Origin of the sequence: Campylobacter concisus, assembly GCF_002165815.1 — a bacterium.
Lineage (GTDB): Bacteria > Campylobacterota > Campylobacteria > Campylobacterales > Campylobacteraceae > Campylobacter_A > Campylobacter_A concisus_BH.
On sequence record NZ_NDYN01000005.1, the window covers coordinates 220309 to 247081 of the forward strand.

The 26773-nt window shown below is 38.8% G+C and carries 27 protein-coding genes and 1 pseudogene; 24 read left to right on the forward strand and 4 right to left on the reverse strand.

Features of this window, described 5'->3' with window-relative positions:
* The first annotated feature begins 38 nt into the window (after nucleotides 1–38).
* The 22 genes and pseudogenes from B9N65_RS06135 (at nucleotide 39) to B9N65_RS06240 (ending at nucleotide 21347) form a co-directional block, all read left to right on the forward strand.
* On the forward strand, nucleotides 39–1262 hold the full coding sequence (locus tag B9N65_RS06135) for an argininosuccinate synthase (RefSeq protein WP_087583214.1): 1224 nt from the start codon (nucleotides 39–41) through the stop codon (nucleotides 1260–1262).
* A 23-nt stretch (nucleotides 1263–1285) separates the two neighbouring features.
* On the forward strand, nucleotides 1286–1732 hold the full coding sequence (rplI, locus tag B9N65_RS06140) for a 50S ribosomal protein L9 (RefSeq protein WP_087583215.1): 447 nt from the start codon (nucleotides 1286–1288) through the stop codon (nucleotides 1730–1732).
* Entirely contained in the window at nucleotides 1733–2266 is a 534-nt protein-coding gene (hslV, locus tag B9N65_RS06145) for an ATP-dependent protease subunit HslV (protein WP_002940451.1), read from the forward strand.
* An 8-nt stretch (nucleotides 2267–2274) separates the two neighbouring features.
* Nucleotides 2275–3597, forward strand: coding sequence for an HslU--HslV peptidase ATPase subunit (gene hslU / locus B9N65_RS06150; RefSeq protein WP_012001741.1), 1323 nt, complete (start codon nucleotides 2275–2277; stop codon nucleotides 3595–3597).
* The gene (era, locus tag B9N65_RS06155; RefSeq protein ID WP_012001742.1) at nucleotides 3594–4463 is read left to right on the forward strand and encodes a GTPase Era; all 870 of its coding nucleotides are present in this window, start codon (nucleotides 3594–3596) and stop codon (nucleotides 4461–4463) included. Before hslU ends, era begins: the two co-directional genes overlap by 4 nt.
* A gap of 60 nt (nucleotides 4464–4523) precedes the next feature.
* The gene (locus tag B9N65_RS06160; protein WP_087583216.1) at nucleotides 4524–6044 is read left to right on the forward strand and encodes a C4-dicarboxylate ABC transporter; all 1521 of its coding nucleotides are present in this window, start codon (nucleotides 4524–4526) and stop codon (nucleotides 6042–6044) included.
* On the forward strand, nucleotides 6041–6688 hold the full coding sequence (locus B9N65_RS06165) for a hypothetical protein (protein ID WP_012001744.1): 648 nt from the start codon (nucleotides 6041–6043) through the stop codon (nucleotides 6686–6688). Before B9N65_RS06160 ends, B9N65_RS06165 begins: the two co-directional genes overlap by 4 nt.
* On the forward strand, nucleotides 6688–7098 hold the full coding sequence (locus tag B9N65_RS06170; protein ID WP_087583217.1) for a hypothetical protein: 411 nt from the start codon (nucleotides 6688–6690) through the stop codon (nucleotides 7096–7098). Before B9N65_RS06165 ends, B9N65_RS06170 begins: the two co-directional genes overlap by 1 nt.
* A complete protein-coding gene (gene mshL, locus B9N65_RS06175) occupies nucleotides 7076–8602 on the forward strand; it encodes a pilus (MSHA type) biogenesis protein MshL (RefSeq protein ID WP_087583218.1) in 1527 nt (508 codons plus the stop codon). The genes B9N65_RS06170 and mshL overlap by 23 nt, the downstream gene beginning before the upstream one ends.
* Nucleotides 8595–9422 carry an ATP-binding protein gene (locus B9N65_RS06180; RefSeq protein ID WP_012001747.1) on the forward strand — a complete coding sequence of 276 codons (828 nt, stop codon included), beginning with the start codon at nucleotides 8595–8597 and terminating at the stop codon, nucleotides 9420–9422. The genes mshL and B9N65_RS06180 overlap by 8 nt, the downstream gene beginning before the upstream one ends.
* Entirely contained in the window at nucleotides 9415–10290 is an 876-nt protein-coding gene (locus B9N65_RS06185; RefSeq protein ID WP_087583219.1) for a CDC27 family protein, read from the forward strand. Before B9N65_RS06180 ends, B9N65_RS06185 begins: the two co-directional genes overlap by 8 nt.
* Complete coding sequence (locus B9N65_RS06190; protein ID WP_009293846.1) at nucleotides 10287–10826, forward strand: hypothetical protein; 540 nt, start codon at nucleotides 10287–10289, stop codon at nucleotides 10824–10826. The genes B9N65_RS06185 and B9N65_RS06190 overlap by 4 nt, the downstream gene beginning before the upstream one ends.
* On the forward strand, nucleotides 10826–12577 hold the full coding sequence (locus B9N65_RS06195; protein WP_002940441.1) for a GspE/PulE family protein: 1752 nt from the start codon (nucleotides 10826–10828) through the stop codon (nucleotides 12575–12577). The genes B9N65_RS06190 and B9N65_RS06195 overlap by 1 nt, the downstream gene beginning before the upstream one ends.
* On the forward strand, nucleotides 12574–13809 hold the full coding sequence (locus B9N65_RS06200; RefSeq protein ID WP_012001751.1) for a type II secretion system F family protein: 1236 nt from the start codon (nucleotides 12574–12576) through the stop codon (nucleotides 13807–13809). Before B9N65_RS06195 ends, B9N65_RS06200 begins: the two co-directional genes overlap by 4 nt.
* Nucleotides 13810–13836: 27 nt before the next feature.
* Nucleotides 13837–14337, forward strand: coding sequence for a PAS domain-containing protein (locus B9N65_RS06205; RefSeq protein ID WP_087583220.1), 501 nt, complete (start codon nucleotides 13837–13839; stop codon nucleotides 14335–14337).
* 550 nt (nucleotides 14338–14887) lie between these two features.
* Nucleotides 14888–15595 (forward strand): annotated as a pseudogene (locus B9N65_RS11440) (methyl-accepting chemotaxis protein); the annotation flags it as partial.
* 182 nt (nucleotides 15596–15777) lie between these two features.
* Nucleotides 15778–17874: a TonB-dependent receptor domain-containing protein gene (locus B9N65_RS06215; RefSeq protein ID WP_087583221.1), complete on the forward strand. Its 2097-nt coding sequence runs from the start codon at nucleotides 15778–15780 to the stop codon at nucleotides 17872–17874.
* Entirely contained in the window at nucleotides 17868–18695 is an 828-nt protein-coding gene (locus B9N65_RS06220) for an alpha/beta hydrolase (RefSeq protein ID WP_087583222.1), read from the forward strand. The genes B9N65_RS06215 and B9N65_RS06220 overlap by 7 nt, the downstream gene beginning before the upstream one ends.
* A 33-nt stretch (nucleotides 18696–18728) precedes the next feature.
* Nucleotides 18729–18974, forward strand: a complete 246-nt coding sequence (locus B9N65_RS06225; protein ID WP_002940508.1) for an RNA-binding S4 domain-containing protein — start codon at nucleotides 18729–18731, stop codon at nucleotides 18972–18974.
* Nucleotides 18974–19372, forward strand: coding sequence for a tRNA (adenosine(37)-N6)-threonylcarbamoyltransferase complex ATPase subunit type 1 TsaE (gene tsaE, locus B9N65_RS06230; RefSeq protein WP_087583223.1), 399 nt, complete (start codon nucleotides 18974–18976; stop codon nucleotides 19370–19372). The genes B9N65_RS06225 and tsaE overlap by 1 nt, the downstream gene beginning before the upstream one ends.
* The gene (lptB, locus tag B9N65_RS06235; protein WP_021086207.1) at nucleotides 19365–20093 is read left to right on the forward strand and encodes an LPS export ABC transporter ATP-binding protein; all 729 of its coding nucleotides are present in this window, start codon (nucleotides 19365–19367) and stop codon (nucleotides 20091–20093) included. Before tsaE ends, lptB begins: the two co-directional genes overlap by 8 nt.
* A gap of 3 nt (nucleotides 20094–20096) precedes the next feature.
* A complete protein-coding gene (locus tag B9N65_RS06240) occupies nucleotides 20097–21347 on the forward strand; it encodes an RNA polymerase factor sigma-54 (RefSeq protein ID WP_257640032.1) in 1251 nt (416 codons plus the stop codon).
* Here the strand turns inward: B9N65_RS06240 and B9N65_RS06245 are convergent, their stop codons facing one another.
* Nucleotides 21348–22106 (reverse strand): hypothetical protein, encoded by a 759-nt coding sequence (locus tag B9N65_RS06245; RefSeq protein ID WP_087583225.1) that lies wholly within the window; start codon nucleotides 22104–22106, stop codon nucleotides 21348–21350. It abuts the gene before it with no gap.
* A 117-nt stretch (nucleotides 22107–22223) separates the two neighbouring features.
* Here B9N65_RS06245 and B9N65_RS06250 point away from each other — a divergent pair, with 117 nt between their 5' ends.
* Entirely contained in the window at nucleotides 22224–22958 is a 735-nt protein-coding gene (locus tag B9N65_RS06250; protein ID WP_087583226.1) for an imidazole glycerol phosphate synthase, read from the forward strand.
* On the opposite strand, the gene murG is transcribed toward B9N65_RS06250, so the two are convergent.
* A complete protein-coding gene (murG, locus tag B9N65_RS06255) occupies nucleotides 22950–23972 on the reverse strand; it encodes an undecaprenyldiphospho-muramoylpentapeptide beta-N-acetylglucosaminyltransferase (RefSeq protein ID WP_087583227.1) in 1023 nt (340 codons plus the stop codon). The two genes, B9N65_RS06250 and murG, sit on opposite strands and share 9 nt — an antisense overlap.
* Complete coding sequence (locus B9N65_RS06260; protein WP_087583228.1) at nucleotides 23969–25129, reverse strand: FtsW/RodA/SpoVE family cell cycle protein; 1161 nt, start codon at nucleotides 25127–25129, stop codon at nucleotides 23969–23971. The genes murG and B9N65_RS06260 overlap by 4 nt, the downstream gene beginning before the upstream one ends.
* 91 nt (nucleotides 25130–25220) lie before the next feature.
* Between B9N65_RS06260 and murI the strand changes: the two genes are divergently transcribed.
* Entirely contained in the window at nucleotides 25221–26009 is a 789-nt protein-coding gene (gene murI, locus B9N65_RS06265) for a glutamate racemase (protein WP_087583229.1), read from the forward strand.
* Nucleotides 26010–26077: 68 nt separating this feature from the next.
* On the opposite strand, the gene B9N65_RS06270 is transcribed toward murI, so the two are convergent.
* Nucleotides 26078–26668 carry a DedA family protein gene (locus B9N65_RS06270; RefSeq protein ID WP_087583230.1) on the reverse strand — a complete coding sequence of 197 codons (591 nt, stop codon included), beginning with the start codon at nucleotides 26666–26668 and terminating at the stop codon, nucleotides 26078–26080.
* Between the last annotated feature and the right edge of the window lie 105 nt (nucleotides 26669–26773).

Genomic DNA, 26773 nt, shown 5'->3' on the forward strand with positions numbered 1-26773 from the left:
TTAGGCTAAAATACGACCATTTCAACAAAAGGACAGCTATGAAAAAAGATGTAAAAAAAGTTGTTTTAGCATACTCAGGCGGACTTGACACAAGTATTATTTTAAAGTGGCTTCAAGACGAATACAAATGCGAAGTAGTCACATTTACAGCTGACATCGGACAAGGCGAAGAGCTAGAGCCTGCACGCAAAAAAGCCCTAGCGCTTGGTGTAAAACCTGAAAATATTTTTATAGAAGACTTAAGAGAAGAATTTGTACGTGATTATGTATTTCCAATGTTTAGAGCAAACGCAGTCTATGAGGGCGAATATCTGCTTGGCACATCAATCGCGCGCCCACTAATCGCAAAACGCCAAAGCGAGATCGCAAGACTTGTTGGCGCTGATGGTGTGAGCCACGGAGCAACAGGCAAAGGCAACGACCAAGTTCGCTTTGAGCTTGGCTACTACGCACTTGGTGACAACCTAACTATCATCGCTCCATGGCGCGAGTGGGATCTAAACAGCCGTGAAAAACTTTTGGCATACGCTGAGAAAAACGGCATAGATATCACCAAAAAACCAGGCAAAAGCCCATACTCAATGGACGCAAATTTACTTCACATAAGCTATGAGGGTCTAGTGCTTGAAGACCCAAGTCACGCACCAGAAGATGATATGTGGAGATGGACAGTAAGCCCAAAAGATGCTCCAGATAAGAGCGAGATCATCGAGATTGGCTATGAAAAAGGCGATCCAGTGAGCATAAACGGCAAAAAGATGAACCCAGCTGAAATTTTAACCGAGCTAAACCGCCTTGGCGCAAAACACGGCATCGGCAGACTTGACATCGTAGAAAACCGCTCAGTTGGTATGAAGAGTCGCGGCTGCTACGAAACTCCTGGCGGCACGATAATGCTAAAAGCTCACAGAGCGATCGAGAGCATCACACTTGACCGCGGTGCAGCTCACTTAAAAGATGAGATCATGCCAAAATATGCCGAGCTAATTTACAACGGCTACTGGTGGTCACCTGAGCGAAATATGCTCCAAGCTCTTATCGACAAGAGCCAAGAGCACGTAAATGGTTCCGTGAAAGTAGAGCTTTATAAAGGCAATGTGATCATCCTTGGTAGAAATAGCAAAGATGATAATCTATTTAGTGAGGCATACTGCACATTTGAAGAAGATAGTGTTTATGATCAAAAAGATGCAGCTGGATTTATCAAACTAAATGCGCTTCGTTTCATCATCGCACGCAAAAATGGGCGAAAATTTGACTAAAAATAAAATTTAAAAGGATAAAAATGAAAGTATTATTAATAAAAGATGTAAAAGGACTTGGTAAAGCTGGCGAGATAAAAGAGGTAAAAGACGGCTACGGCAACAACTTCTTAATCGGCAAAGGCTTTGCAAAAGCTGCCACTCCAGATGTCCTTCGTCAATACGAAGCAGCTCAAAAGAGAAAGGCTGAAGAGCTAAAATATGAGATCGCAAATTTAGAAAAGCTTAAAGAAGAGCTTTCAAAAGTGACAGTCGTCGTCAAGAAAACTCTTGGCGCAAATGGCTCTCTTTTTGGCTCAGTTTCAAAAGAGGAGATCGCAGCAGAGCTTGAAAAGACGCATCATTTGGTGGTTGAGAAAAAGGCTATCGACCTAGACACTCACCTAAAAACAGTTGGTCTTTATGACGTCTCTATAAAGCTTGGACACTCTATAAATGCGACCTTAAAGGTTGATGTGCAAGGAGAGTAGATGTTTCATGCGACAACCATCTTAGCCTACAAAGGCAAAAATAAAGCGGTCATCGGCGGTGATGGACAGGTTAGCTTTGGCAACACCGTCTTAAAGGGCAACGCCGTAAAAATCCGCAAAATTCACAACGGCAAAGTCCTAGCTGGCTTTGCTGGCAGCACTGCTGACGCGTTTAATCTCTTTGATATGTTTGAGAAAAATTTAGAGCATACAAAAGGGGACTTGCTAAAGGCGGTGATAGAATTTAGCAAAGAGTGGCGCAAAGACAAGTATCTAAGAAAGCTTGAGGCGATGATGCTTGTGCTTGATAGGGATAAAATTTTCTTACTTAGTGGCACTGGTGATGTTGTTGAGCCAGAAGATGGTAAGATAGCAGCTATCGGAAGCGGCGGAAACTACGCTCTCTCAGCGGCTCGTGCCCTAGATAAATTTGCCGATATCGACGAAGAGGAGCTAGTCAAAGAGAGTCTCAAGATCGCTGGCGAAATTTGCATCTATACAAATACAAACATCAAAACTTATGTTTTAGAATAAGAGAGAAAATGAACTTAACACCAAGAGAAATTGTTAAATTTTTAGATGACTATGTGATCGGTCAAAAGGACGCCAAAAAGATCATAGCGATAGCACTTCGCAATCGCTATCGCCGTATGAAGCTTGAAAAGAGCTTGCAAGATGACATCATGCCAAAAAATATCTTGATGATCGGCTCAACAGGCGTTGGTAAAACTGAGATCGCAAGGCGTCTTTCAAAGATGATGGGTCTGCCATTTATCAAGGTCGAGGCTAGCAAATATACTGAGGTTGGCTTTGTTGGTCGTGACGTTGAGAGCATGGTAAGAGACCTTGCTATGGCGTCATATAATCTCGTAAAAAACGAGCAAAGCGAGAAAAATCAAGATAAAATCAACGCCTACATCGAAGAAAAGATCGTCTCAAAGCTACTTCCGCCACTCCCAAAAGGTGCTAGCGAAGAGAAGCAAGCAGAGTACGCAAAGAGCTATGACAAGATGCTAAATAGGCTAAGAAACGGCGAGCTTGATGAGCTAAGTATCGAGATCGAGGTGCAGCAAAACCCACTTGAAGCTGGCTCAAACGTGCCACCTGATATGGCGCAGATGCAAGAGAGCTTTATCAAGATAATTGGCATCGGCGGCAAAAACATCAAAAAAGAGATGAAGGTAAAAGACGCTAAAAAAGCCCTTCAAAGCGAGGCAAATGATAAAATTTTAGACCTTGAGAGCGTAAAAACAGAGGCTTTAAGAAGAGCTGAAAACGAGGGCATCATCTTTATAGATGAGATCGATAAGGTCGCTGTTGGCTCAGGTAGCTCAAATAGGCAAGATCCTAGCAAAGAAGGCGTGCAAAGAGACTTGCTACCTATCGTTGAGGGCTCAAATGTAAATACTAAATTTGGAAATTTAAAGACAGATCATATTTTATTTATCGCAGCTGGCGCCTTTCACATAAGCAAGCCAAGCGATCTCATCCCTGAGCTTCAAGGCCGTTTCCCACTAAGGGTTGAGCTTGATAGCCTTGATGAGGACGCGCTTTATCAAATTTTAACTCAGCCAAAAAATTCACTTTTAAAACAATATATCGCACTTCTTTCAACTGAAAATGTCGAGCTAGAATTTGACGATGAAGCGATAAAAGAGATAGCAAGGATCGCTCACGCAGCAAATGAAAAGATGGAAGATATCGGTGCTAGACGCCTTCATACGGTGATCGAGCGCGTGATAGAAGATATCAGCTTTGAGGCTAGCGAAAAGAGCGGCGAGAAGATAAATGTGACAAAAGAGCTTGTAAAAGAGCGCCTAAAAGACGTGGTTGAGGATCAAGATCTAGCGAGGTATATACTTTGAAATCGGGCTTTGTTAGCATCATAGGACGCACAAATGCTGGCAAAAGCTCGTTTTTAAATGCCTTATTGAACGAAAAGATCGCCATTGTCTCGCACAAGCAAAACGCAACTCGCAGAAAGATAAATGGTATAGTAATGAACGGTGAAGATCAGATCATCTTCACCGACACGCCAGGGCTTCACGAGAGCAACAAAGCGATAAATCAACTGCTAATTAGCCAAGCTATAAAATCGATGGGAGACTGCGATCTCATCGTATTTTTAGCGCCTATCCATGATGATACAAGCGACTATGAGAAATTTCTAGCTCTAAATCCTGAAAAACCACACATCTTAGTGCTAACAAAAGTCGATGAGAGCTCAAATGCTAAAGTACTTGAAAAGATCACAAAGTATCAAAAATTTCAAGATAAATTTGCAGCTTTGCTTACTTTTAGCACCAAGCAGCCTACCTATAAAAAGCCGCTTCTTGATGAAATTTGCAAGCTTTTACCAGAGCATGAGTACTTTTATGATCCAGAATTTCTCACGCCGACAAATGAGAAGGAAATTTTTAGAGAATTTATACTTGAAGCGATCTATGAAAATTTAAGCGACGAAATACCTTATCTTAGCGATGCGATCATAAAAAGTGTAAAAGAAAAAACAGGCATCACTGAAATTTATGCGAGCATCATCACGGAGCGTGACATCCACAAAAGTATGATCATCGGAAAAAATGGTGAAACCATTAAAAGAATTGGAATTTTTGCAAGAAAGTTAATACAAAATTTAACCAACACAAAGGTATTTCTAAAGCTCGATGTAGTCGTTAAAAAAGGCTGGAGTAAAGAAGAAAAGAGCCTAAATCAGATAATCGGCTATTGATTTTTTATTTTAAAGATATTAAAATACCCAATATAAGCGTTTAGGAAGGTTTTTTGATTCATGATGAATATTAAAAAAAATAGTGAAATTTCTATAGTTGCACTAGACCCGTATGACTATAAAGGATTTCGTTATCACAACAGCAATGTAGAAGCTTTTAACTTTTCAAAAACAGTCAATAAACGCGACTTTTTCATCTCATACATCAAATTTAAAGACTTAAAAACAACAACATTTTTTATCCCTAGAAGCGTTGATAACGACACTCTTTATGAGGAGCTTTATTCAAAGACCTATGCAGAGCTCTCACTTGATCCAGCGCTTGACAATAAGATATTCTTTTCAGAAGGCTCTACAAAAGCTCAAGAGAGAATTTTTACTGTTTTTGCTATCACAAATGAAGATATAAATTCGACCTTTAAAGCAGTTGCAAAAAAGGTCCCATATATCGACTACCTTGCGCCTGAACCTTTGATCTACTCTGCTATTTATAAAAAAGGCTTGCTACCTAGCACGCAAGCAGACTGCTTTATCGCGCTTAGAAAAGATGAATCATTTTTAAGCATATATTTAGATGGTGATTTTTTTACTGCAAGAGAAATTCGCTATAACCTAAACTATCTCAAAGATAAATTTTTAGAGCAAAGCGGCGACCGCCTAAGCGATGATAAATTTCTCGAAGTTTTATCTCAAAGAGGACTTGTAAATAAAGATGATGATGGCTTTAACTACGATCTAAACACAGTTTTTGAAGATTATATCTTTTACTTTAACGATATTTTAAACATTATAAATAGCCAAAATGGCATATCTATAAAGAAAATTTACATAGATTGCGACTATGAGATCAAAAATTTTGCAAATTTCATCTCAACCAAACTTGGTTTGGATGCAGAGTATATAAACATAAAAGTTGCGATAAACAACAAAAACTACACTATCAACGAGCGTTATAACATTATGGCTTTATTTGGTAGATTTTATACCAAAGAGCCATTTTATGAGAATTTTAACCTCTCAAATATGCTCCGTCCAGATCCATTTGTCAAAAGAAAAAGTGGTAAATTTTTGCTCACTTGCGCTGCGGCATTTGCGCTAAGTATGTTATATCCAGCTTACAACTACATAGCTGGTCTTGTTTTAGAAAAAGACAGCGCAAGACTAAATGACGAATATAGCGTCCTAAACGCACAAGAGATGCAGATAAAAGAGACGCTAGCTAAAATTTCAAGAGAACAAGAGGCGGTAAAAGAACAGACTCAAAAAGAGAATGAAAAGCTAAATTTCAGAAAAGGTCTGCTTGCTGAGATCGAAAATAAAAAAGATAATTACGCTATGAAGGGTTTAAATCTTTTTAAAATTACCGATATTTTAAATCTAAACGCAGTTCATATCACAAACATCGTAAATAACGATAGAAATTTGACTATAACTGCAGTTAGCGATAATGAAAAAAGGATAACCCAGTTGATCAAAGATATCAGCAAAGATGAAAAATACTTGGTAAATACTAAAAAAATTCGCTCAGATGACGCTAAACACGAGTATGAAAGTAATATAAGCATAGAGATTAGACAATGAGACAAGATATTTTAAGCAAAATAGATCAATACTTTGATAGCAAAAAGCCAAACGAAACAAACCTCATTTTTCTTGGCTCAGCGCTTATCATAGCTTATCTTGTCTATATGCTATGCTTTGATCCTGCGCAAAATTTCTTTGATGAAAAGCTTGATAAACATACGAGAATTTCTACAAAGCTAGAAAACACTAGAAACTATCTAGCCTCAGTGAGCTCCCCTGATGGCGATAGGAATTTTAAGATAAATGAAGAAAATAGAAATTTAAGCAATCTAAAACTTCGCTACACGAATATTTTGAAATTTAATACCTATTTTGATTCAAAGCTTAAAGAGCTTTCATTTTTGCTTTTTGACAATCAAAACTGGGCAAACTATATAGATAGTATCGTGCTTTTGGCAAAACAAAATAATATAAAAATTTTAGAGCTTAAAAGTGATATAAAAGAGCCAAATTTCCAAAAGATAGAGCAAATTTTAAATATAGATGTCACTTGCCTTGGAAATTTTAAAGATATGCTTAGCTATATAAACGGACTTGAAGAGTCAAAACTCGTAGTAGATCTTCACAAGATGGATATAAATTCCACTCAAAAAGATCTAGGAGCTAAGCTCTCTATCTCTGTGTGGGGTATGAAGTACTGATGAAAAAATTTGGTTTATTTTTAATCTTAGCTTTAAGCCTATTTGGCAATGAGTTTGAAGGAGAGATGAAAAACTATGATGAAGTTTTTGTTAAGATAAAGGAGCAAAGAAAGGGGCTTAATAGCGGTGAAATTTCTAGCTTACAAGATCCTTTCAAGCTAAATTTGCCAGTTGCTCCAAAAGGTGATCAAAATACTACAAAATACTCTTCTGCAAGGGGGTTTATGCTAAAAGCCATTTTGCTAAATAAAGCAAATATAAATGGCAAGTGGTATAAAGTGGGAGATATGGTTGATGATTACAACATCACAAGTGTTCAAAATAGCAAGGTTATCATCGTAAAAGATGATGAAAAACAAGAACTAACTCTTAAAAATGGAAGTAAAAATGTTGGTATCAAAATTAAGTAAATTTATTATAACTGCGGCGTTAGCTTCATTTTTAGCTATCCCTATGATGGCAAAACCAAGCACATGCTTGAGTAAAAATTTTAGTATGAAGATCACAGACGATATAAGTCTTGGCGATGTTTTAAACCAGCTCTCTGAAATGTGTGACTTTAGTATCGTTGCAAAAGATGCTTATAGCAAAAAAGAGCTTGATGATAAAGTCTTTGGCGTAAATATTAGAAATATGAGCCTAAGCGAGGTCTTTGATCTGCTTTTAAACGAGAAAAATTTAAGCTATGAGTTTTCAAATAATGTCTTAAAAATCTCATCGCTTCAAACAAAAATTTTTAAAATAGACTATATTACCTCTATCCGTGAGGGCACAGCTATCACAAAAGCTTCAGTTGATGCCTCTCCGTCAGAAGTAGGCAATAGCTCAAGCAGTGATACTAGCTCAAACGACATAAAAAATGAAAACAATTTGATAAGAACAACTGAGAAATTTGACTTCTGGGAGAAGCTTGATGCTGAGCTAAAAGCTATCTTGAATAATAGCAGTGAGCACATCACAGCGCCAGATCCTATCATAAACCAAAATGCTGGACTTATCACGGTTACAGCTACCCCGTCACAGCTAAAACGCGTTGAAAAATATATAGCTGAGATGCAAAGAAGACTTAAAAAACAAGTCATCATCGACGTTTCTATCATCGCAGTTGATCTAAATAATGAGTATAAGCAAGGCGTTGATTGGAGTAAATTTGAGCTTGGATTTAACTCATATATAGGCAATTCAGGCACAAATGCAAGCTCAAGTGCAAGCTGGACAAACAAGGGCAACAGCTTAAGCGATGGCTTTGGCCGCACACTAAATATCGCTGCAAATTTAAACTTTAGCCTTGATGGTATGATAAATTTCCTTGAAACAAATGGCAAAACAAAGGTCGTTTCAAGCCCAAAAGTAACCACTCTAAACAACCAACAAGCGCTAATCTCTGTGGGCGATAATATAAACTACCGCGTAATGGAAGAGACGGATAATGGTAGCAACAATAACAATAACAACAGGCTTACAACAACTTATAAGCAATACTCTGTATTTATCGGTATCTTGTTAAATTTGCTTCCAGAAGTTTCAGATAACAACAAGATCATGCTTCGCATCAACCCAAGCTTAAGCAGCTTTAAGTATGCAGAAGACGACATAAGATCACAAAATACAGCCATTAGAGAGATCGCCCCTGATACAGTTCAGAAAAAGCTTTCAACCGTCGTTCAGGTAAATAGCGGCGATACGATCATACTTGGCGGACTTATCGGACAGACTAAAAATAAGCAAAATACAGCCGTGCCACTTCTAGCTGACATACCTTTGATAGGAAGTGTCTTTAAAAGCACAAGAGATGGCGTAAAAACTACTGAGCTTATCTTTGTCATCACGCCAAGAGTTGTTGATCTTGAAGATCCAAAACCAGTTCAGCAGTCGCTAAAAGATCTAGGATTTTCTAAATCGATCTATGAGTAACGAAAATATTTATACACATATAAAAGATGTTTTCATAGATGAAGACGAGAGTTTAAATTTCGTAAATTTAGACAACTCTATAAGCTGCTACAACAAGATAGTTTTAGCTCTAAAAAAGCCACTTAAGCTCATCTTGTTTTATGGCAAGCCAGGTAGCGGCAAGACCTTTTTGCTAAACAAGATCGCAAATGATCTAAAAGAAGATAAAAGTCTCATCTTTTTCCCGCATCCATTTTTTAGCGAGGCGACATTTATCGAAGCACTTTGTGAGCAAATTTATGGAAAAAAGCTTGAAGATATAAACAACTTCGAGAGCTTTATAAAATTTTATTCAAAAGACTTTAGTAGTAAAGATGAAATTTTAAAAAATCAAATGACGGTTATCCTAGATGAAGCGCAGCTCTATCCGACTGAGCTTATCGAGAAGATAAGGCTTATGGCTGATACTAGGATGTTTAAATTTCTCTTTACGATACACAAAACTGAAAACGAAGATATTTTAGCAAAAGATTATTTTCAGACTAGAATTTGGGAGAGCATCGAGCTAAGTAGCGCTGATGTAAATGAGATCATCATCTACTTACAAAGAAAGCTTAGTCAAAAAAACTATGACAAATATCTTAAATTTGAGAAAAAAGACTACGAGTGCGCCTACTCATTTTGCGGTGGAAATTTAAGAACGCTAAACAAGATCATGTATAAATTCTATGAAATTTGCGAATACTACGAGCAGTATCAGCCTTCAAAGCTTAGCGGTGATAAGGCAAATATCATGATACTCACCATGGCTGCACTTGATGCGGGGCTAATCGATGCTTGAACCACAAGAAATTCAAAGACTAGAAAAGCTTTATGAAAGCTACAAGAAAAAAAATGGTGGCTTTTTGCATAAAATTTTTAATGCCAAAAACTCTAAAATTTTAATCATCGAGCTTTTACTTATCATCATTTTGCTGGCTGCATTGATAGCGCTAAGCATAGAAAAAACCCCAAGTCTTGCTAGTAAAAGCGATAAATTTTTAGCCAAAAATGCAACCGCAGTAAAAATGGTAGAAAAAAACGAAACAAATGCAAGCATGCTTAGCGAGCTAAAGCAAAAGAGCGAGGTTGCTAAGGCTAAATTTGAAGAGGGTAAGAAGCAAGATGAGCTAGCTGATAAGATAGCCAAAAAGCTAGAAGAGGTTGTAAAGATAAACGAAACAAACGATACTTCAAAAAATGAGCCAAAAAGGCAAAGAAGCTCACAAGGGTGGCTTAAGCTAAATATCCCTGATGAAGAGCCACTTAGCGAACAAAATGGCATAAACGGCATGAGCGTGCCACAAGATGAAGTGATAGATCTTGAGTCAAAACCAGCTAGAAAGCGTGTAAATATACAAGTAACTTCAGCATCAAATGAAGAGAGCGTGCTAAGAGAGCAGTTTTTAAAAACAAACAATCCAACTATCGCACTTGAGCTTGCTAGATTAAATTTTAGAAATAATAATTTCAAAGAAGCTATAAAGTGGTCGCTTGCTGCGAACGATATAGATAATAGCTTAGAGGAGTCGTGGATCATCTTTGCAAAGTCAAAATATAAGCTAAAACAAAGCGATGATGCCGTCAAAGCTCTAAGGGAGTATAATAAAAACTTAAACAAAGCTTCGATAAATGAGCTTATAAATAAGATAAAAAGTGGAACATTATGAAATTTTTTGTTATTTTTTTGGTTTTTGTTTGTGAAGTTTTTGCTGTTAGCCTGACTGAGATAAGGGATGACTTTAACAGCGCAAACTATGCAAAAGTCTGCAACCAAAAAGTTGAAGAATTTTTAAAAACACAAAATAACGAAGAGCAAATTTCTATGTTTGGCATCGCTTGCATAAAGATGAACGATCTAAATAGGCTAGCAACTCCGATCGATAAACTAGTAAAGAGCGAAAAATCAAGAGAAAATGCTGCCTATTTTGCTGACATCTTATTTAAGAAAAAGCTCTTATTTCACGCTATGATAGATGGCGTTGATATAAGCTATATCAGGCTTCCGAAGAGTGATTATATACTTTCATTTTTGTTTGATAAATTTGTAAAAAAAGAGTATGTCGAAGAGCTTGGCACATTTATCTTTGAAGAGCCAAATTCTGACACAAGATATGAGATAAGCCCAACAAATGGACAAATACCAAAGCTAGTGCTTAAAATTTTTAAAAATAACGACCTGAAATCACAAATAGAGTATAGATAATGAAAAATGTAGAAAATGTAATCTTAAAAAATATAGAACAAAACGGTAAACTAAGCACATCAGATATAGAAAAGATAAAGCAGATAAGCGAGCAAGAAGGCAAAGGTCTTGTTAAAATTTTAAGAGATGAAAATTTAATAAATGATGAAGATTTTATGGAAATTTTGTCTGATATTTACAGAAGAGGGCATGTAAATATCGATGAAATTTCAAACGATCTTGAGCTTGACATAAAGGCTTTTGTTAAATTTATAAGCGAGAAATTTAAGGTTTTATACTTTGACCTTGATGATATCGATATCGACTACCGCATCAGTGAGAAGCTAAGCACCGCTCAGCTAAAAACATATAGCGCGATCCCAGTAAAAGAAGATGAGATAAGCGTATATGTCGCTTTTAAAAACCCATTTGACGTTATGGCTCAAGATAAGGTGCAAAATTTATTTAATAGAAAACTGCTAAAAGTTGCCATCGCTCAGCCAACTCAGATAGAAAAATATATAAGCAAGCTAGCACTAAATGAGAGTATAAAAGATGTGATAACAGAGATCAGAAGAGAGCTTTCAAGCTCAGCTAGTCAAGGTCAAAACACTGAAAACTCTGGAATTTTAAAGCTAATAGAGATCATCTTAAAAACATCTATCCAAAGCAGAGCCAGCGACATCCACATCGAGCCGACCGAGACAAACTGCATCGTAAGAAGCAGGATCGATGGCATGCTAAGCGAGACATTTATATTTGATAAAGATATCTATCCGCCGATGGTTAGCCGTATGAAGCTACTTTCAAACATGGACATCGCAGAGCGCCGCCGCCCACAAGATGGTAGATTTTCAGCTCAAATTTTAGACAAAGAGTATGATTTTCGTATCTCGACGCTACCTATCTTAAATGGCGAAAGTATAGTTTTAAGGATTTTGGATAAGTCAAAGGTTATTATAAATTTAGAAGATCTTGGCATGCATCCTGATAACTTCGCTAAATTTAAAAAGAGCATGAAAGCGCCTTATGGCATCATCCTTGTTACTGGTCCAACAGGATCAGGAAAGACAACAACACTTTACGGCGCGCTAAATGATATAAAAAGCGTAAAAACTAAGATCATCACAGTTGAAGACCCAGTAGAATACCAGCTAAATATGATCCAACAAGTGCACGTAAATGAAAAGGCTGGACTTACCTTTGTCTCAGCCCTTCGCTCTATCTTGAGGCAAGATCCAGACGTCATAATGATAGGCGAGATCAGGGATCAAGAGACGCTTCGCATAGCGATACAAGCGGCACTTACTGGTCACTTAGTTTTTTCTACACTTCACACAAACGACGCCATTAGCGCGCTTCCTCGTATGATAGATATGGGCATCGAGCCTTATCTAGTAAGCGGCGCGCTCGTTTGCATAGAGGCTCAAAGGCTTGTTAGAAAGCTCTGCCCACACTGCAAACAAAAGATCACTCTATCTCAAAAGGCATTTGACGAGGTTAAGAAATTTGTCCCTGAAAACTACCAGTTTTATAAAAGCGTCGGATGTCCGCAATGCTCACAAACTGGGTATCTAGGACGTGAGATGATAAGTGAAATTTTACCTATTAGTGACCATATAGCAAGCATGGTTGCAAATGGTGCTTCTAAAGATGAGCTTAAAAGCGTAGCTTACGAAGAGGGCTTTATAGATATGTTTCATGATGGCGTTATAAGAGCAGCAAATGGCATAACCACGCTTGAAGAAGTTTATAGGGTTGCTAAGATATGAAATACTTTGAGGTTGAGTACATCCAAAACGGCAAACGCCACAAGATGAGCCTAAGAGCGAACAATAAAAGTGAGATCAAAGATAAAGCAAATGTCACTGGCATGATCGTCAAGATCAAAGAGACGCAAACTTCTAGCATAAATAACTTTGAAAATTTACAAAATGTAATCGCAAAGGCTTTTACTAATCCAAAGGTCAAAATCCCAAATTTAGTTGCCACCATAAGACAGCTTAGCGTTATGACAAATGCTGGAATTTCTATCCACGATAGCATTAAAGAGGTTGCAAACTCCACCGAGGATAAGCGCCTTAAATTTATATTTCAGACTATAGATGAGGAGCTAAATCAAGGCTCAAGCCTCACAAATAGCATAGAAAATTTCAAAGAAGAGCTTGGCGACGTAACGCTTGCGATGATAAGACTAGGGGAAAGCACTGGTAATATGGCTGACGCGCTTGCAAAGCTCGCCTCTATCTTGCAAGAGGTCTGGGACAATCAGCAAAAATTTAAAAAAGCTATCCGATACCCGATAACAGTCATTTGCGCGATCATTATAGCCTTTGTCATCCTTATGATACTTGTTGTGCCGCAGTTTAGAGAAATTTTCGAGCAGTTAAATGCAGAGCTACCACTGCCAACTAAAATTTTGCTAAATATCGAATACGTAATGACAAACTACGGCTTTTATATCCTTGGAGCACTTGCGTTTATCGGATATTTGCTTAGAAAATACTACCTTGAGAGTGAAGAATTTCAAGATAAGGTCGATAAATACCTTTTGAAAGTCTATCTCATCGGCAAGATCATATTTTATTCGAATATGAGCAGGTTTAACCTCATCTTTACAGAGCTTGTTCGAGCTGGTTTGCCTATAGCAGATGCCCTTGATACAGCTGTGATAACGGTTTCAAACAAGGATATCAAAAAGAAGCTAAGCGGTGTTAAGATACTTGTTGGTAGGGGTGTTAGCCTAACAGAGGCTTTTAGAGATACAAATTTATATGAAAATATGCTCATACAGATGATAAGCGCTGGCGAGCAAAGCGGTAGCTTAGACGATATGACCGGAAAAGTAACTGACTATTACAGGATGAAATTTAACGATATTATTGATAACATCTCAAACTATATCGAGCCTATCTTGCTCGTTTTTATAGCAGGTATGGTGCTTTTACTAGCTCTTGGTATATTTTTGCCGATGTGGGATCTATCAAAAGCCGTTAAAAACTAAAATAATTAAAATCTTAAAGGAGAGAAGATGTCTGAAAACAAAGAACACATGGTCGAAGAGAGCGCCTTTTTGGTCTCAAAGACCGACTTAAAAGGACGTATTACGTATTGTAACGAGCCATTTTTAAAGATAGTTGGAGCAAAGCAAGCTGAAGTCTTGGGTAAGCCTCACAACATCATAAGACACCCAGATATGCCAAGAGCTGTTTTCAAGCTACTTTGGGAGCGCATAAAAAATAAAGAAGAAATTTTTGCTTATGTTAAAAACAAAAGCTTTGATGGCGGGTACTACTGGGTATTTGCAAATATCACAACTTCGCTTGATGTGCAAAACAATCCAGTTGGCTACTACTCAGTTAGACGCAAGCCAAATCCAAAGGCGATTGAGATAATAGAGCCTATATATCAAAAGTTATTATCGGTAGAAAAAAGCGGTGGCATGGATGCTTCGATGAAATTTTTAACTGAATTTTTAAAAGAAAAAAATATAAGTTATGATGAATTTATAAATAACCTTCAAAGGCTATAAGATGTTTGGAAAAAAACTTGACTCTATAAATGAAATTTTAAGCGTGGTAGGCTCAGCTAGAAACGGCATATTAGAGCCTAGGATAGTAAATGTAAAAGAAAATGACCCTCTTTATGAAGTAGCACTTGGTATAAATGACTTGCTTGATCAAGTAGAGGCGCTCCAAAGAGAAATTTCAACCTCAATAGACGCTGCTCAAAGCGGACTAACATATAGAAATATCTTTACAGAGGGATTTCGCGGTATATTTAAACAAAATGCCATCTCTATGAGCAACGGCGTAACTGGCATAAAAGATAGTCACAAAAGCAAAGTTCGTGGCCTGCTTTCAAAAGAGCTTGATACACTTGGCAATGGCAACGACGGCATAGAAGATGTTAGAAACGATCTAAATGAGAGCATCAAAAACCTAAGCCAAATGGCGCACATGGCACAAGATACAGCTAGGATCGCTGAGGATACAACACAAAGCATCAATGAACTAAGCGTAAATATGAGCTCACTTGAAGAGCTGATAGAGGGCTCAAGCCACGCTATAAGCACGCTAAATAGCAGAACAGATGACATCACTTCGGTTGTAAATTTGATAAAAGATATAGCTGAGCAGACAAATTTGCTAGCTCTAAACGCAGCTATTGAGGCAGCACGCGCAGGTGAGCATGGACGTGGCTTTGCTGTTGTCGCTGATGAGGTTAGAAAACTAGCTGAAAATACCCAAAAAGCGACACATGAGATCGGCGTAAATATCCAAACACTTCAGCAAGAAGCCAAAGATATAGATGAAAATTCTAAAAAGATAGATGAAATTTCAAAGATTGCCACAGCAAATGTCGAAAATTTCAAACAAACTTTAGCTAGCTTTAATCAAAATGCAAAAGAGACAGCCCAAAGATCAAAATATGTAGAAGATAAGACCTTTGGCATCATCGCTAAGATAGCTATCATCGTCTATAAAGTGGGCGTTTATTCAGACACTGTAAATGAGCAGGGCTACGGCGACGATATAGCAAAAGACGCAGACGATCTTGTAGCGTGGTATGAAAACGAGTGTGCAAAGAGCTTTAGCCACACTAAAACATACGAGAAATCACGCCATTTGGTGGATGAGTTTAACAAAAACATCAAAGCCATCTTGACAGAAGCTGGCAAGGGCTATAACGAGAAAAATTTAAAACATTTTGTCACTGAATTTAGAAAGCTCGAAGATCTAAGTAGAGAGATATTTAACTCATACAACGAAATGGTCGCTTCAAAATAACTTCAAATTTGCTAGACTCGCTTTGGGTCTAGCTCCTCTTAGATTGATTTAAATTTTATTTTCATAAATTTTTTCTACATTATCATTTAAAATTATGATAATTAATATTGTTTTTATGCTTGCTTTGTTAAATTTGCGTTTCGCTTTCATTATCAAAGATTAAATTTAACAAAAGGATATCCGTGAATAGATCAAAATTTATCGCCATTTGCCTTAGTGCTTGTGTGGCAAATTCTCTCTATGCAGTAGAGAAAGAGAATAACGAAACCAAGCTAGATGGCATCGTAGTAAGCGCGAGCGGCTTTTCGCAGCAGATAAAAGAAGCCCCTGCAAGCATCAGCGTGATAAGCGGTGATGAGCTAACAAAAGATAGCTTTACCTCACTTCATTCAATCGCGCAAAAAGTGCCAGGCGTAAATGTCGTCGGTGGCGAGGACGGGGCAGCTAGTGGTATCTCGATACGCGGCATGGAGAAGTCTCAAACGCTAGTTTTGATTGATGGCAAAAGAGTAAATTCAAGCAGTGCAAACCCAAAGGGCGGAGCAGGGGATATGAACTCAAATTTCATCCCGCCAGCTGAAGCGATCGAGCGTATAGAGGTCATCCGTGGCCCTATGAGCTCGCTTTATGGTAGCGACGCGGTTGGAGGAGTTATAAATATCATTACCAAAAAGGACTTTTCAAAATTTAGCGGCAACGTCGGCATCTCAACCACGATAAATGCGCATAAAGGCATAGGAGATGGCAGGCAGGGCGACTTTTATCTAAATTTACCTCTTTATAAAGAGCTTTTTGCGCTTCAGCTTTGGGGATATAAAAAGCTAAGAGATGAGGATAATTACAAAGGCGGCTATCAAAAGAGTGATAAGAGAAATTTAAGCGCAAAACTTTGGATCACGCCAGATGAACACAATAAATTTTTCATCCTTGGCTCAAGTGAAAAACACGACTACTCGCGCACCGTCGGTAAAACAGCCACTATAAATACAAATAAGTTTTTAAACGCCTATGACTACGAGAAAAAGAGCTATGGCGTGGGCTACCTTGGCGAATTTGATAGCCTAAATGCCGATCTTAGCTACATTTACGACCAGACGCAAAGAACGAGCCTTTTTGACAAATTTATACCAGCAAAAGCTAAAAATCACAACTTTAACTCAAAATTTACAACCTTTTTTGGCGCACATACTCTAACTTTTGGCTATGACTTTAGCAAGCAAAATGTCGGCACGACCTTCATCGTCTCAAACGCCTCAAAAAACGGCTTAAAAGACCCAAAGACCTACTCGATGAGCGAGCATGCGGGATTTATCGAAGATGAGTGGCAAATTTTAGATGAGAAGCTCTTTTTAACGCTTGGCTCAAGGCTCACGCACAACGAATTTTTTGGCAACCACCTCTCGCCAAGAGCCTATCTAGTCTATAACGCCACAGATACGCTAAGCCTAAAAGGTGGCGTAGCGACTGGCTATAAAACACCTAATGTCAATCAAATTTCTCCAGAAGTAGGCACTATTCAAGGTGGCTGGAGGATAGTTGATTTTGGTAATAAAGACCTAAAACCAGAAAAGAGCACGACTTATGAAGTTGGAGCATATTATGATAATCAAGCTGATTTTAGAGGCTCGGTAACGCTTTTTAGAAATGAGTTTAAAGATAAGATCCTAGACACTGACGGCAGTAAAAGAGTAAATGGGATTCCAGCCTTTGGCACTTGCACAAATGCACCACACGTTACTTGCCCTGGTTGGGGAACTTACTTTAACATAGAAGGTGCGACCGTTTGGGGCGTAGAGCTAAGTGGCGACTATGACATCCTTTCAAATCTAAATTTAAGCTCAAACTACACCTACAATAAGTCAAAGATAAAAACTGGCAACCCAACGATAAATACGCCAAATGGCCCTATGAAATTTAGCCAAACTGGGCTTAACAGACTTGATGGCAAAAGCCTAACAGCAACGCCAGAGCACACACTTCACGCCACGCTTACATATAAGCCTGTAAAAAGCGTCAAGACATTTTTTGGCGCAAACTACGAGAGTAAGCTAACAAGTGTAAATTTTGGTGCTGGCAACAGCGTAAGAGAGAACACAAAAGACCTACTCACCTTCGATACAGGCGTCAGTTGGGATGCAAACAAGCACCTAACTCTTAGCCTAAATGCATACAATATCTTTGATAAGGTAAGATACGATGAGGCGCTTGTGGGCGATACATACTACTTTTATCCGCAAGAGGGTAGGAGATTTTGGTTTAAGGTCGCTGCAAAATGGTAAGGGCCTTTAAATTTTTGCTTTTTACGCTTGGTGTGATGCAAATTTTACAAGCGGCTCCACAACAAACGCCTGAGCCATTAAGCGAAAAAGCCGCTAGTAAATTTGAAATTTCAACCTTTAAAATGAGCGCAAATGATGAAATTTATAAAATTTTCACAGCCAAGCTAAAGGAGCAAAATGAGTTTAAAAACGTGCTTTTCTTGCTTGACGCAAACGCCCAGTTTAACATGCTTTTAAACGAATTTGACGCCACGACTGCCCCGCTAATAATAGGCATAGGATATGACACAGACAAAAGCTACGAAGTAGAAAAACGCACAAGAGATCTCACACCAAAAGCAGAGGGCGAGGAGTTTAGCAAAGGTGGTGGCGCAGATGCGTTTTACCACTTTTTAACTAAAAATTTAGTGCCGCTAATCGATGAGAAATTTAACGTGCAAGGCAGCCAAAAGAGCCTTTATGGACACTCTTTTGGCGGCCTTTTTACGCTCTATGCGATGCTTAAAAATGAGGGCGTATTTTCAAATTTCTTTATTGCTTCGCCATCTCTTTGGTGGGGCGAGTCTGAAATTTTAAAGCAAAATGTGAATGATGGTAAATTTAAAGAGAAACTAAAGGCCAAATTCGTCTTTCTTAGCGTTGGCGAGCTTGAAAAGAGAAAGGGCAAAACTGACAAAGCTGGCATTTTAAAGGCGAGTGATCTAGCCCAAATTTTAAAGCAAAGTGGGATAAATTCTCACTTTGAGCTTTTTAAAAATGAAACCCATGGTAGCGTCATACCTCTAAATTTAAAAGAGCTTTTAAAATATCTAAAGGATTAAAAATTTAAGGCTATTTTTGTTAAAATCCGCCGCATGAGAGTAGATAAATTTTTAAACGTAGTAAATATCACCAAAAGGCGTGCCGTTAGCGAAGATATGTGTAAAAGCGGCGTTGTGAGCATCAACGGCGTGCAGGCAAAAGCGGCAAAAGACGTAAAGATCGGCGATGTTATCACCATCAAATTTCTAGCTCGTGAGGCTAGATACGAGGTGCTAGCGATCCCAACTACAAAAAGCATACCAAAAAGCGCCCAGAGCGAGTACGTAAAAGAGCTTTGATGGTTTTTGAGCTTTTAGAAAATGAGCTTAATGAGCTTGTGCGGGTGCTTCCAAAAAGTGGCGTGGTGCTACTAAGTGGCGATCTAGCAAGTGGCAAAACGACGCTTGTAAAGGCGATCATAAAGGCGCACGGCATAGAAGATAGCGTGACGTCGCCGACATTTTCTTTGATGCAAATTTATGGTAAAGATATCTACCACTACGACATCTATCAAATCGGATTTGACGGGATGGCAAAAAATGGCCTTTTTGAAAATTTGTTTGAAGAGGGGCTTCATCTAGTAGAGTGGGGCGATGAAAATTTAGAAAAAGCTCTAAAGAAAAACGGCGAGAACTATACGTTAGTAAAAATTTCTCCTAGCAAAAATGGCAGAAAATACGAGGTTATAAGTGCATAAACTAGAAGTAAAAGATCTAAAAAAGACGATTAAGAAAAGTGAGATCATAAAAGGCATATCTTTAGAGGTAAATAGTGGCGAAGTGGTGGGGCTTCTTGGGCCAAATGGCGCTGGAAAGACGACCACTTTTTATATGATCTGCGGGCTCATCTCACCAACTAGCGGAGATGTCTTTTTAAATGACGAAAAGATCACAAACGTCCCGCTTCACAAAAGAGCGCACCTTGGCATTGGCTATTTGCCGCAAGAATCAAGCATATTTAAAGAGCTAAGCGTAGAAGAAAATTTGCTCCTTGGGGCTGAAATTTTAAATCAAAACAAAGAAGAGATCTCTAAAAGAGTAAATGAGATGCTAAATATGCTAAATATCGAGCCTATCCGCCTAAGAAAGGGCGTTAGTCTAAGTGGCGGCGAGCGCAGACGCTGTGAGATCGCTAGAAGCCTCATCATAAAGCCAAAATTTTTGCTACTTGATGAGCCATTTGCAGGCGTCGATCCTATCGCAGTTAGCGACATCCAAAGCATCGTTAGAGACCTTAAAAAGCTAGGTATCGGCGTTTTGATAACTGACCACAACGTCCGTGAGACACTAGCCATTTGCGACAGAGCCTACGTCATCAAAGATGGCTCACTGCTAGCAAGCGGCAGTGCGAGCGAAGTGGCAAACAACAAGCTCGTTAGAACGCACTATCTTGGCGAAGAATTTAAACTACTTGAGTAGATGATGCTAAGGCAAAAGCAAACTTTAGCGCCAAAGATCAAACTAAACCAAACGCTAAGAAGCTGGCTTCCTATCCTTCAAAGCGGGCTTGATGAGCTAAAAGAGACGCTTGAGCCTTTTGTAAGAGAGAATCCATTTGCTACGATCGAACACAAAAATTTAGAAAAAAGCGAAAAAAAGCGAAATTTTTTCGAGCAGGTTAGCAAAAACTCGGTTAGCGAGAGCATCGAGGCTTTAAGCATCTATAAAGAAAGCCTCTACGAAAAGCTCGTTAGCCAGATAAATCCACCACTTTTCCCCACGCTAAAGTCCCAAGATATCGCATATAAGATCATCGAGTGCTTGGATGATGAGGGATATTTTTTTTATGATGATGAAATTTTTGCGGATTTTTGCGAGGGTGAAGTGGAGCGAGTTAGGGCGAGATTTGCCTACCTTGAGCCCTGTGGCGTGGGTGCAAAGGATGTTAAAGAGAGCTTTTTGTTTCAGCTTGGCGAGGCAGAGGCGAGTGATGAGATCATAGAGTGCGCAAAAAAGATCATCTTAAATTTTGAAAATATAGAGAAGCTTAGAAAGCTTAAATTTTACGACGACGCACTAAAGATCATAAAGAAATTTAAAAATCCTCCAGCCATTGAGTATCTTGAAGATAAAAAAGAGGCGGTGCCTGATATCTTCGTGCTAAGCACAAGTAGCGGCATAAGCGTGCAGATAAATGATGATTATTATCCTGAAATTTCTATCGACACTGAGGGACTAGATGAGAAAGAGGCCTTTGTAAGCTCGCGCATAAAAGAGGCAAGCGAGCTCATAGACGCCCTAGAGATGAGAAAGGCGACACTTTATAAGATAGGGCTCATGATAGTTGAGTATCAGTATGACTATTTTTTGGGTGGTGACATAAAGCCTATGAAGCTAAAAGACCTAGCTAACGAGCTTGGACGCAATCCTTCAACCATCTCAAGAGCGATCGCGAACAAATATCTAAGCTCTTCAAGAGGCACGGTCGCACTTAAAAATTTCTTTGCAACTGGCTTTGACGAGGAGACTTCAAACGCCGCGATAAAGGAATTTTTGCTAGAGCTTATAAAAAACGAAGATCATAAAAAGCCGCTTTCTGATCTAAAAATCCAAGAGCTCATCCAAGCTAAATTTAACATCCAAATCGTTCGCCGAACCATCACCAAATACCGCAAAATCCTAAACATCGGCAGCTCAAGCCAGCGAAAAAAAATCTATCAGATAAACGGCTAGCTACCACTCATTTATGGCAAAAAGCGTGGCTTTGCGCATCTGCGTAAAAAGCTCACTGCTAAGCTCATCATACTCTTTGCCTCGTTTTTTATGTTGCGCCCAGCCTGCTGCGTCGTCGTTCCAAGAGCCCATGCCACCAAAGACATCAGCCGCACTTGCCGCAGTAAAAAGAGCTAAATTTAACTTTGGCATAAGTGGCGCGTTTAGGACATTTTGCTCTATATTTTCTGGCTCATTTAGCGCTTTTAGCCCTTTTCTGAAGCAGTCGCCAAAGTTCTCACACTCTATCTCATCTGCAAATTTAGAGATCCTTGTTAGGATATCTTTAAACTCCAAAGTGTTATCGCTAAATTTTTGAATTTCTGGCGTGCCATCTAGGCTAAATTCTTTATAGACTATGTCCCAGCCCTTTTTATCTTCTTCAAAGCTCCAGTGCGGCACGAAGTAGCTCATCTTATCTTTATAAATGCAAAGGATTGACTTGTGGCTTACATTTGAAAAACCTTGCAGCGAGCGCTCATTCGATGAAACCGTCAAATTTGTAGCAAATCTCACGTCGCTTAGCCCAAGCTTTTTAGCGTGCTTAAACCACTCATTTATGCTAGCTTGCTCTCTTTTTTCTTGCTTATCCTCCAAAATATAGTCAAAAATTAGGCTTTTTATATATTTTTCGCTTTTGTAGTCTAACTCTAAATTTGACCTTAGAGCTTGCTTTATTGAGGCTACGATAATGCAAGCGTTAAAAACTTCACCATTCATTTTTGCTCCTTTTTTGAGATATTTTATTAAAAGAAGCATAAATTTATCTCTTTAAGGATTGCAAGCGAAAACTTCAGCTTTTTATAGTAAAATAGCCAAAAATTTCAAAGAGGCAAAATGGATTTTAATGAGATTGAAAAGCTGATAAGCACGCTTAAGAAAAACTTGGAAGTTATCGAAAACAACGGCGTTGTCGAGCCTGAAATAAAGATCGATGCGCTCACTTTTAATAAAAATGTCGAAGAGATCAAAAAAAGACTTTACAGCACAACAGACGAGGGCAGTTTTTTTAAAAATGTCTTTAACACTGAAGATTACTACGAAAACATTAGCTCATACCTCGAGCAGACAAACAAAAGCCTATACTACAAGATAGAAAAGGCTGGCGTGAGCCTAAAGACTAATCAAAACCTGCAAGAGAGCCTAACAAACATCTCAAACATCATGCAAATTTTAGTCGCTGAATATCAGATACAAAATAAAAAAAAGAAAAAGAGTATCTTCTCAAGAAGTGGCGACACAGCGATGATAAGAGGGCTACTTGCAGAGCTTATGGAGCTACAAAATAGGATGAATAAAATTTTACATCTCGACTCTCAAATCGTCTCAAACGTCGTTTTGGAAAATTTTAAGACTATCTACACATTTTTTTATAACTGCATAAGAGTGGCCAAACAAAGGGGTGACGAGCTACTTTTGGTTGAGATCGCAGGTATCACAGACAGGATCATCGAGATGATAAGACCAGTGCTTTCAGGCAAAAGCCTAAAGACAAACGAGCTTATCTATCACTACCTCATTTACGAGCTACGAGAGCTAAAAGCTTACGCCATAGGCGAGGATTTAGCTTAAAATTTTATCCACTATCTCTTTTGCTCCATTTGGCAAAAGGATATCTTTTAGAGCTTTGCTGCTTTTGTTTAGATCAAAGCTCTCGATCATTTTTATGACTTCATTTTTGTCTAAATTTTCGCCATTTTGCAGGCAAATTTCAGCTATGCCTTTATCTTTTAGAAATTTAGCGTTATAAAACTGGTGATTGCCAGCGGCATAAGGAAACGGCACAAAGATAGAGGGCAGGGCGTTTGCGCAAAGCTCCCAAAGCGAGCTAGCTCCAGCTCTTGATATGGCAAGATCAGCCTCACTCATCTTCTTTTCTATCTCTTTGCTAAAGTCAAAAATTTCTAAATTTGCCTCGCTAAAGCCAAGCTCATCATATCTTTTTTTAAGCTCATCAAGGGCGTTTTTGCCGCATTGATGAATGATCTTTATCCCTTTTTCTTTAAGATATGGGGCTAAATTTATAGCTAGCTCGTTTATCGCTTTTGCACCTTGTGAGCCACCTAAAAATAGTATAGTTTTTAGCTCGTCTCTAACTCTTTGGCTTTCAAAAAATTTATTTGCCACAGGGTAAGGGCAGGGAGAGAGCTCATCATAAGAGCTAAAAAAGCCCTTTGCGTATGGCTTTAAAATTTTATTTAGCTTACCAGTTACGGCATTTTGCTCGTGAATGAAAAGTGGCGTTTTTGAGATGATGGCTGCTATGGCTGCTGGCGCTGCTGAGTAGCCTCCCACGCTGATGACTGCTTTAACGCCATTTTCTTTAAAAATTTGCCTGCATTTTAGAGCTAGGCTTATGATGTTTGTTAGTGATTTTAGCTTGGCAAGACCTCTTTTATTTACGACGCTGCTGCTTGGCAGGAAAAATGTCTGCGCAAATTTCTCATCATTTTCAAACCAAAATTTATCCTGACCACTCGTTGAACCGATGAAAATTGGCTTTATGCCTCGCTCATTTAGCTCCTCGCAAAAGCTTCTGGCGATCGCCAAATGCCCGCCGGTGCCGCCACCACAAATAACTATCATAGTTTTGCCCTTTTACTAACCATCAAAACCATGCCGATGCCGATGCATATAGCAAGCACGGAGCTACCGCCGTAGCTTAAAAACGGCACCGCGATACCCTTTATCGGCGTGATCGATGTGATGCCGTAGCTATTCATCAAAAATGAAAACGACAAGATAAGGCCAATACCAAGTGAGAATAGGTGATAGACCTTGTTTTCGCTCCTAGCTGAAATTCTAAATATCCTATAAAGTAGCGTGATAAAGATCGCTGTGATGCATAAAATGCCAAAAACACCGACCTCTTCAGCTATGCCAGCTAGCACGAAGTCTGTATGAACCTCGCTTAAAAAGCCAAGCTTAAATATCCCAGCTCCAAGCCCCTCGCCAAAAAACTCGCCGTGTTTAATTGCATTTAGTGAGTGAGAAATTTGATATGGCTCTGGTGCGTCTGCCACTCTAAGCACGTTTGCCACGCTATCTGGCAAGAAAGAGAGAACCATATTTTGTATCGTACCCCACCATGACTTTATACGTAAAATTCTGTGCTCAGAGCTAACTATCGCCACCGTCATGACAAAGGCAGCGCCCAAGATACCGATGCCAAATAGCCTAACGCTAGCCCCTGCAAAAAGCGCCATCGTCACAAAAGTAAGTGCCAAAACTACAACCTGACCAAGGTCGTTTTGCATAACGGCGATAAGAAAGATAGCGATACCAAAAAGAATGATATAAGGCAAAAGTATCTTTAGCTCAGCCATCAAAGTCCTCTTGCCGTCGCTAAATTTTCTAGTAAAACTCCACGCCAAAAAATATACAAAACCGACTTTGAAAAACTCAACTGGCGCAAGTGAGAAGCCTGGCAGTCTGATCCAGCGTCTAGCACCTCCAGAGTCAGTCACCATCGAAGCTGGCAAGGCATGCATGAGCCCCATAGCGATACCACACGAGATAAGCAGTCCAAAGCCTATCCAAACGAGCGCTTTGTCGGGATTTAGCCTTGAGAGCCACCACATGAGAAAAATTCCTATGCAGCCGACTGCAAACTGACGGATAAAAAAGTGAAATTCGTCGTAGTTAAAAAATAAAACTGTAAAAACTGGCAAAGATAGTGAAAAAATGATGCTTATGGCGATCAAAGTCGCGCAAAGATAGAAAATAACCTTATCAACTGCCAAATTTAGCTCCAACTTTAAAATGAGCCAAAGTATAATAAAAAACGGCTTACAAAGATATTATTTGCTATAATTGCAGGCTTTAAGGATGGGCATGAAGATAGGTATATTTGACTCGGGGCTTGGCGGACTTAGCGTCTTAAACGAAGCTTTAAGCAAGCTTAGTGAGCATGAATTTTTATATTACGCAGACGTGAAAAATGTCCCATACGGACAAAAGAGCAGAGATGAGATCTTAAAATTTAGCTTTGACGCGGTTAAATTTCTTGTAGAAAATGGCGCAGAAGCTGTTGTGGTAGCTTGTAACACAGCTACAAGCGTGGCGATAAAAGAGCTTAGAGCAAATTTAAGCGTGCCGATCATCGGCATGGAGCCAGCTGTAAAAAAGGCTCACGATCTAAGCCACGATGATGCCCTAAAAACGCTTGTCATCGCCACTCCAGTCACTGTAAATGGCGCAAAACTAAAAGAGCTAATCACAAATTTAAACGCAAAAAATAAAACCGAACTACTTGCTTTGCCTCGCCTTGTAAATTTTGCTGAAAAGGCTGAGTTTGAGAGTGAAAACGTTAAGTTATATCTAAAAGAAGAGCTAGGTAAATTTGATCTAAGTAAATTTGACTTTTTGGTGCTTGGCTGCACGCATTTTAACTATTTTAAAGATAGCTTAAGAGAAATTTTACCTCCAAATGTAAGCATAATAGACGGCAACGAAGGGACGATAAAGCGCCTCATAAGCGAGCTTAAACTTAAAATTTCAAATTCAAATTTAACTCCAAATGTGAAATTTTTTTACTCTGGTGACGAGGTACGCGAGCAAAACGAACTAGAGAAAATTTCAAGAAATTTAGCTCGCTTAGAAAAAATGAGAGCGATCTGCTAAGCTAAATTTAGCTAAAAATTTGAGCTAAATTTGCAAAATACATTAAATTTTATGTATTTTTATATGTATTATTTCTTTCTTTGCTTCATTATATAGACTGCACTTATTATCGCAACCACTGCCAAAAGAGCGATCGTAATACCTAGAAGCGTCTGTTTGTCAGGATTTGAACCTAGAAAATAGCCAACTCCAAGCAAAACCGCGCACCAAATCCCAGCACCAAGTGTGGTAAATAGGCAAAATCTAAAAATGTTCATCTTAGCAAGCCCGGCTGGCAGGCTGATGTATTGACGAATTCCTGGGATGAGGCGTGAGTTGAAGGTTGAAATTTCGCCATGTTTATTAAAAAATGCTTCAAATTTATCCATCTTTTCGTGAGTGATACCCACAAATTTGCCATATTTTAAGACGATCTCGCGTCCAAAAAAGTAGCAAAGATAGTAGTTAAAAATAGCTCCAAGCAAGCTACCAAGCGTGCCTGAGATAAAAGCAAGCGCTAGACTCATCTCGCCTTTGTGAGCTAGATATCCAGCTGGTATCATCGCCACTTCGCTTGGAAATGGAAAAAATGAACTCTCTAAAAACATCATTACAAATATGCCAGCATATCCCCAGCTGCTCACGCTTGAGACTATAAAATCAATAATGTCATGTAGCATTTTTACTCCGAAATTTATCTTAAGTGAGGCATTGTAGCAAAGCTTTATTTACTAATAGTAACTAACAAAAGCGATAAATTTTAAAAAAGATAGTTAAAACGAAAA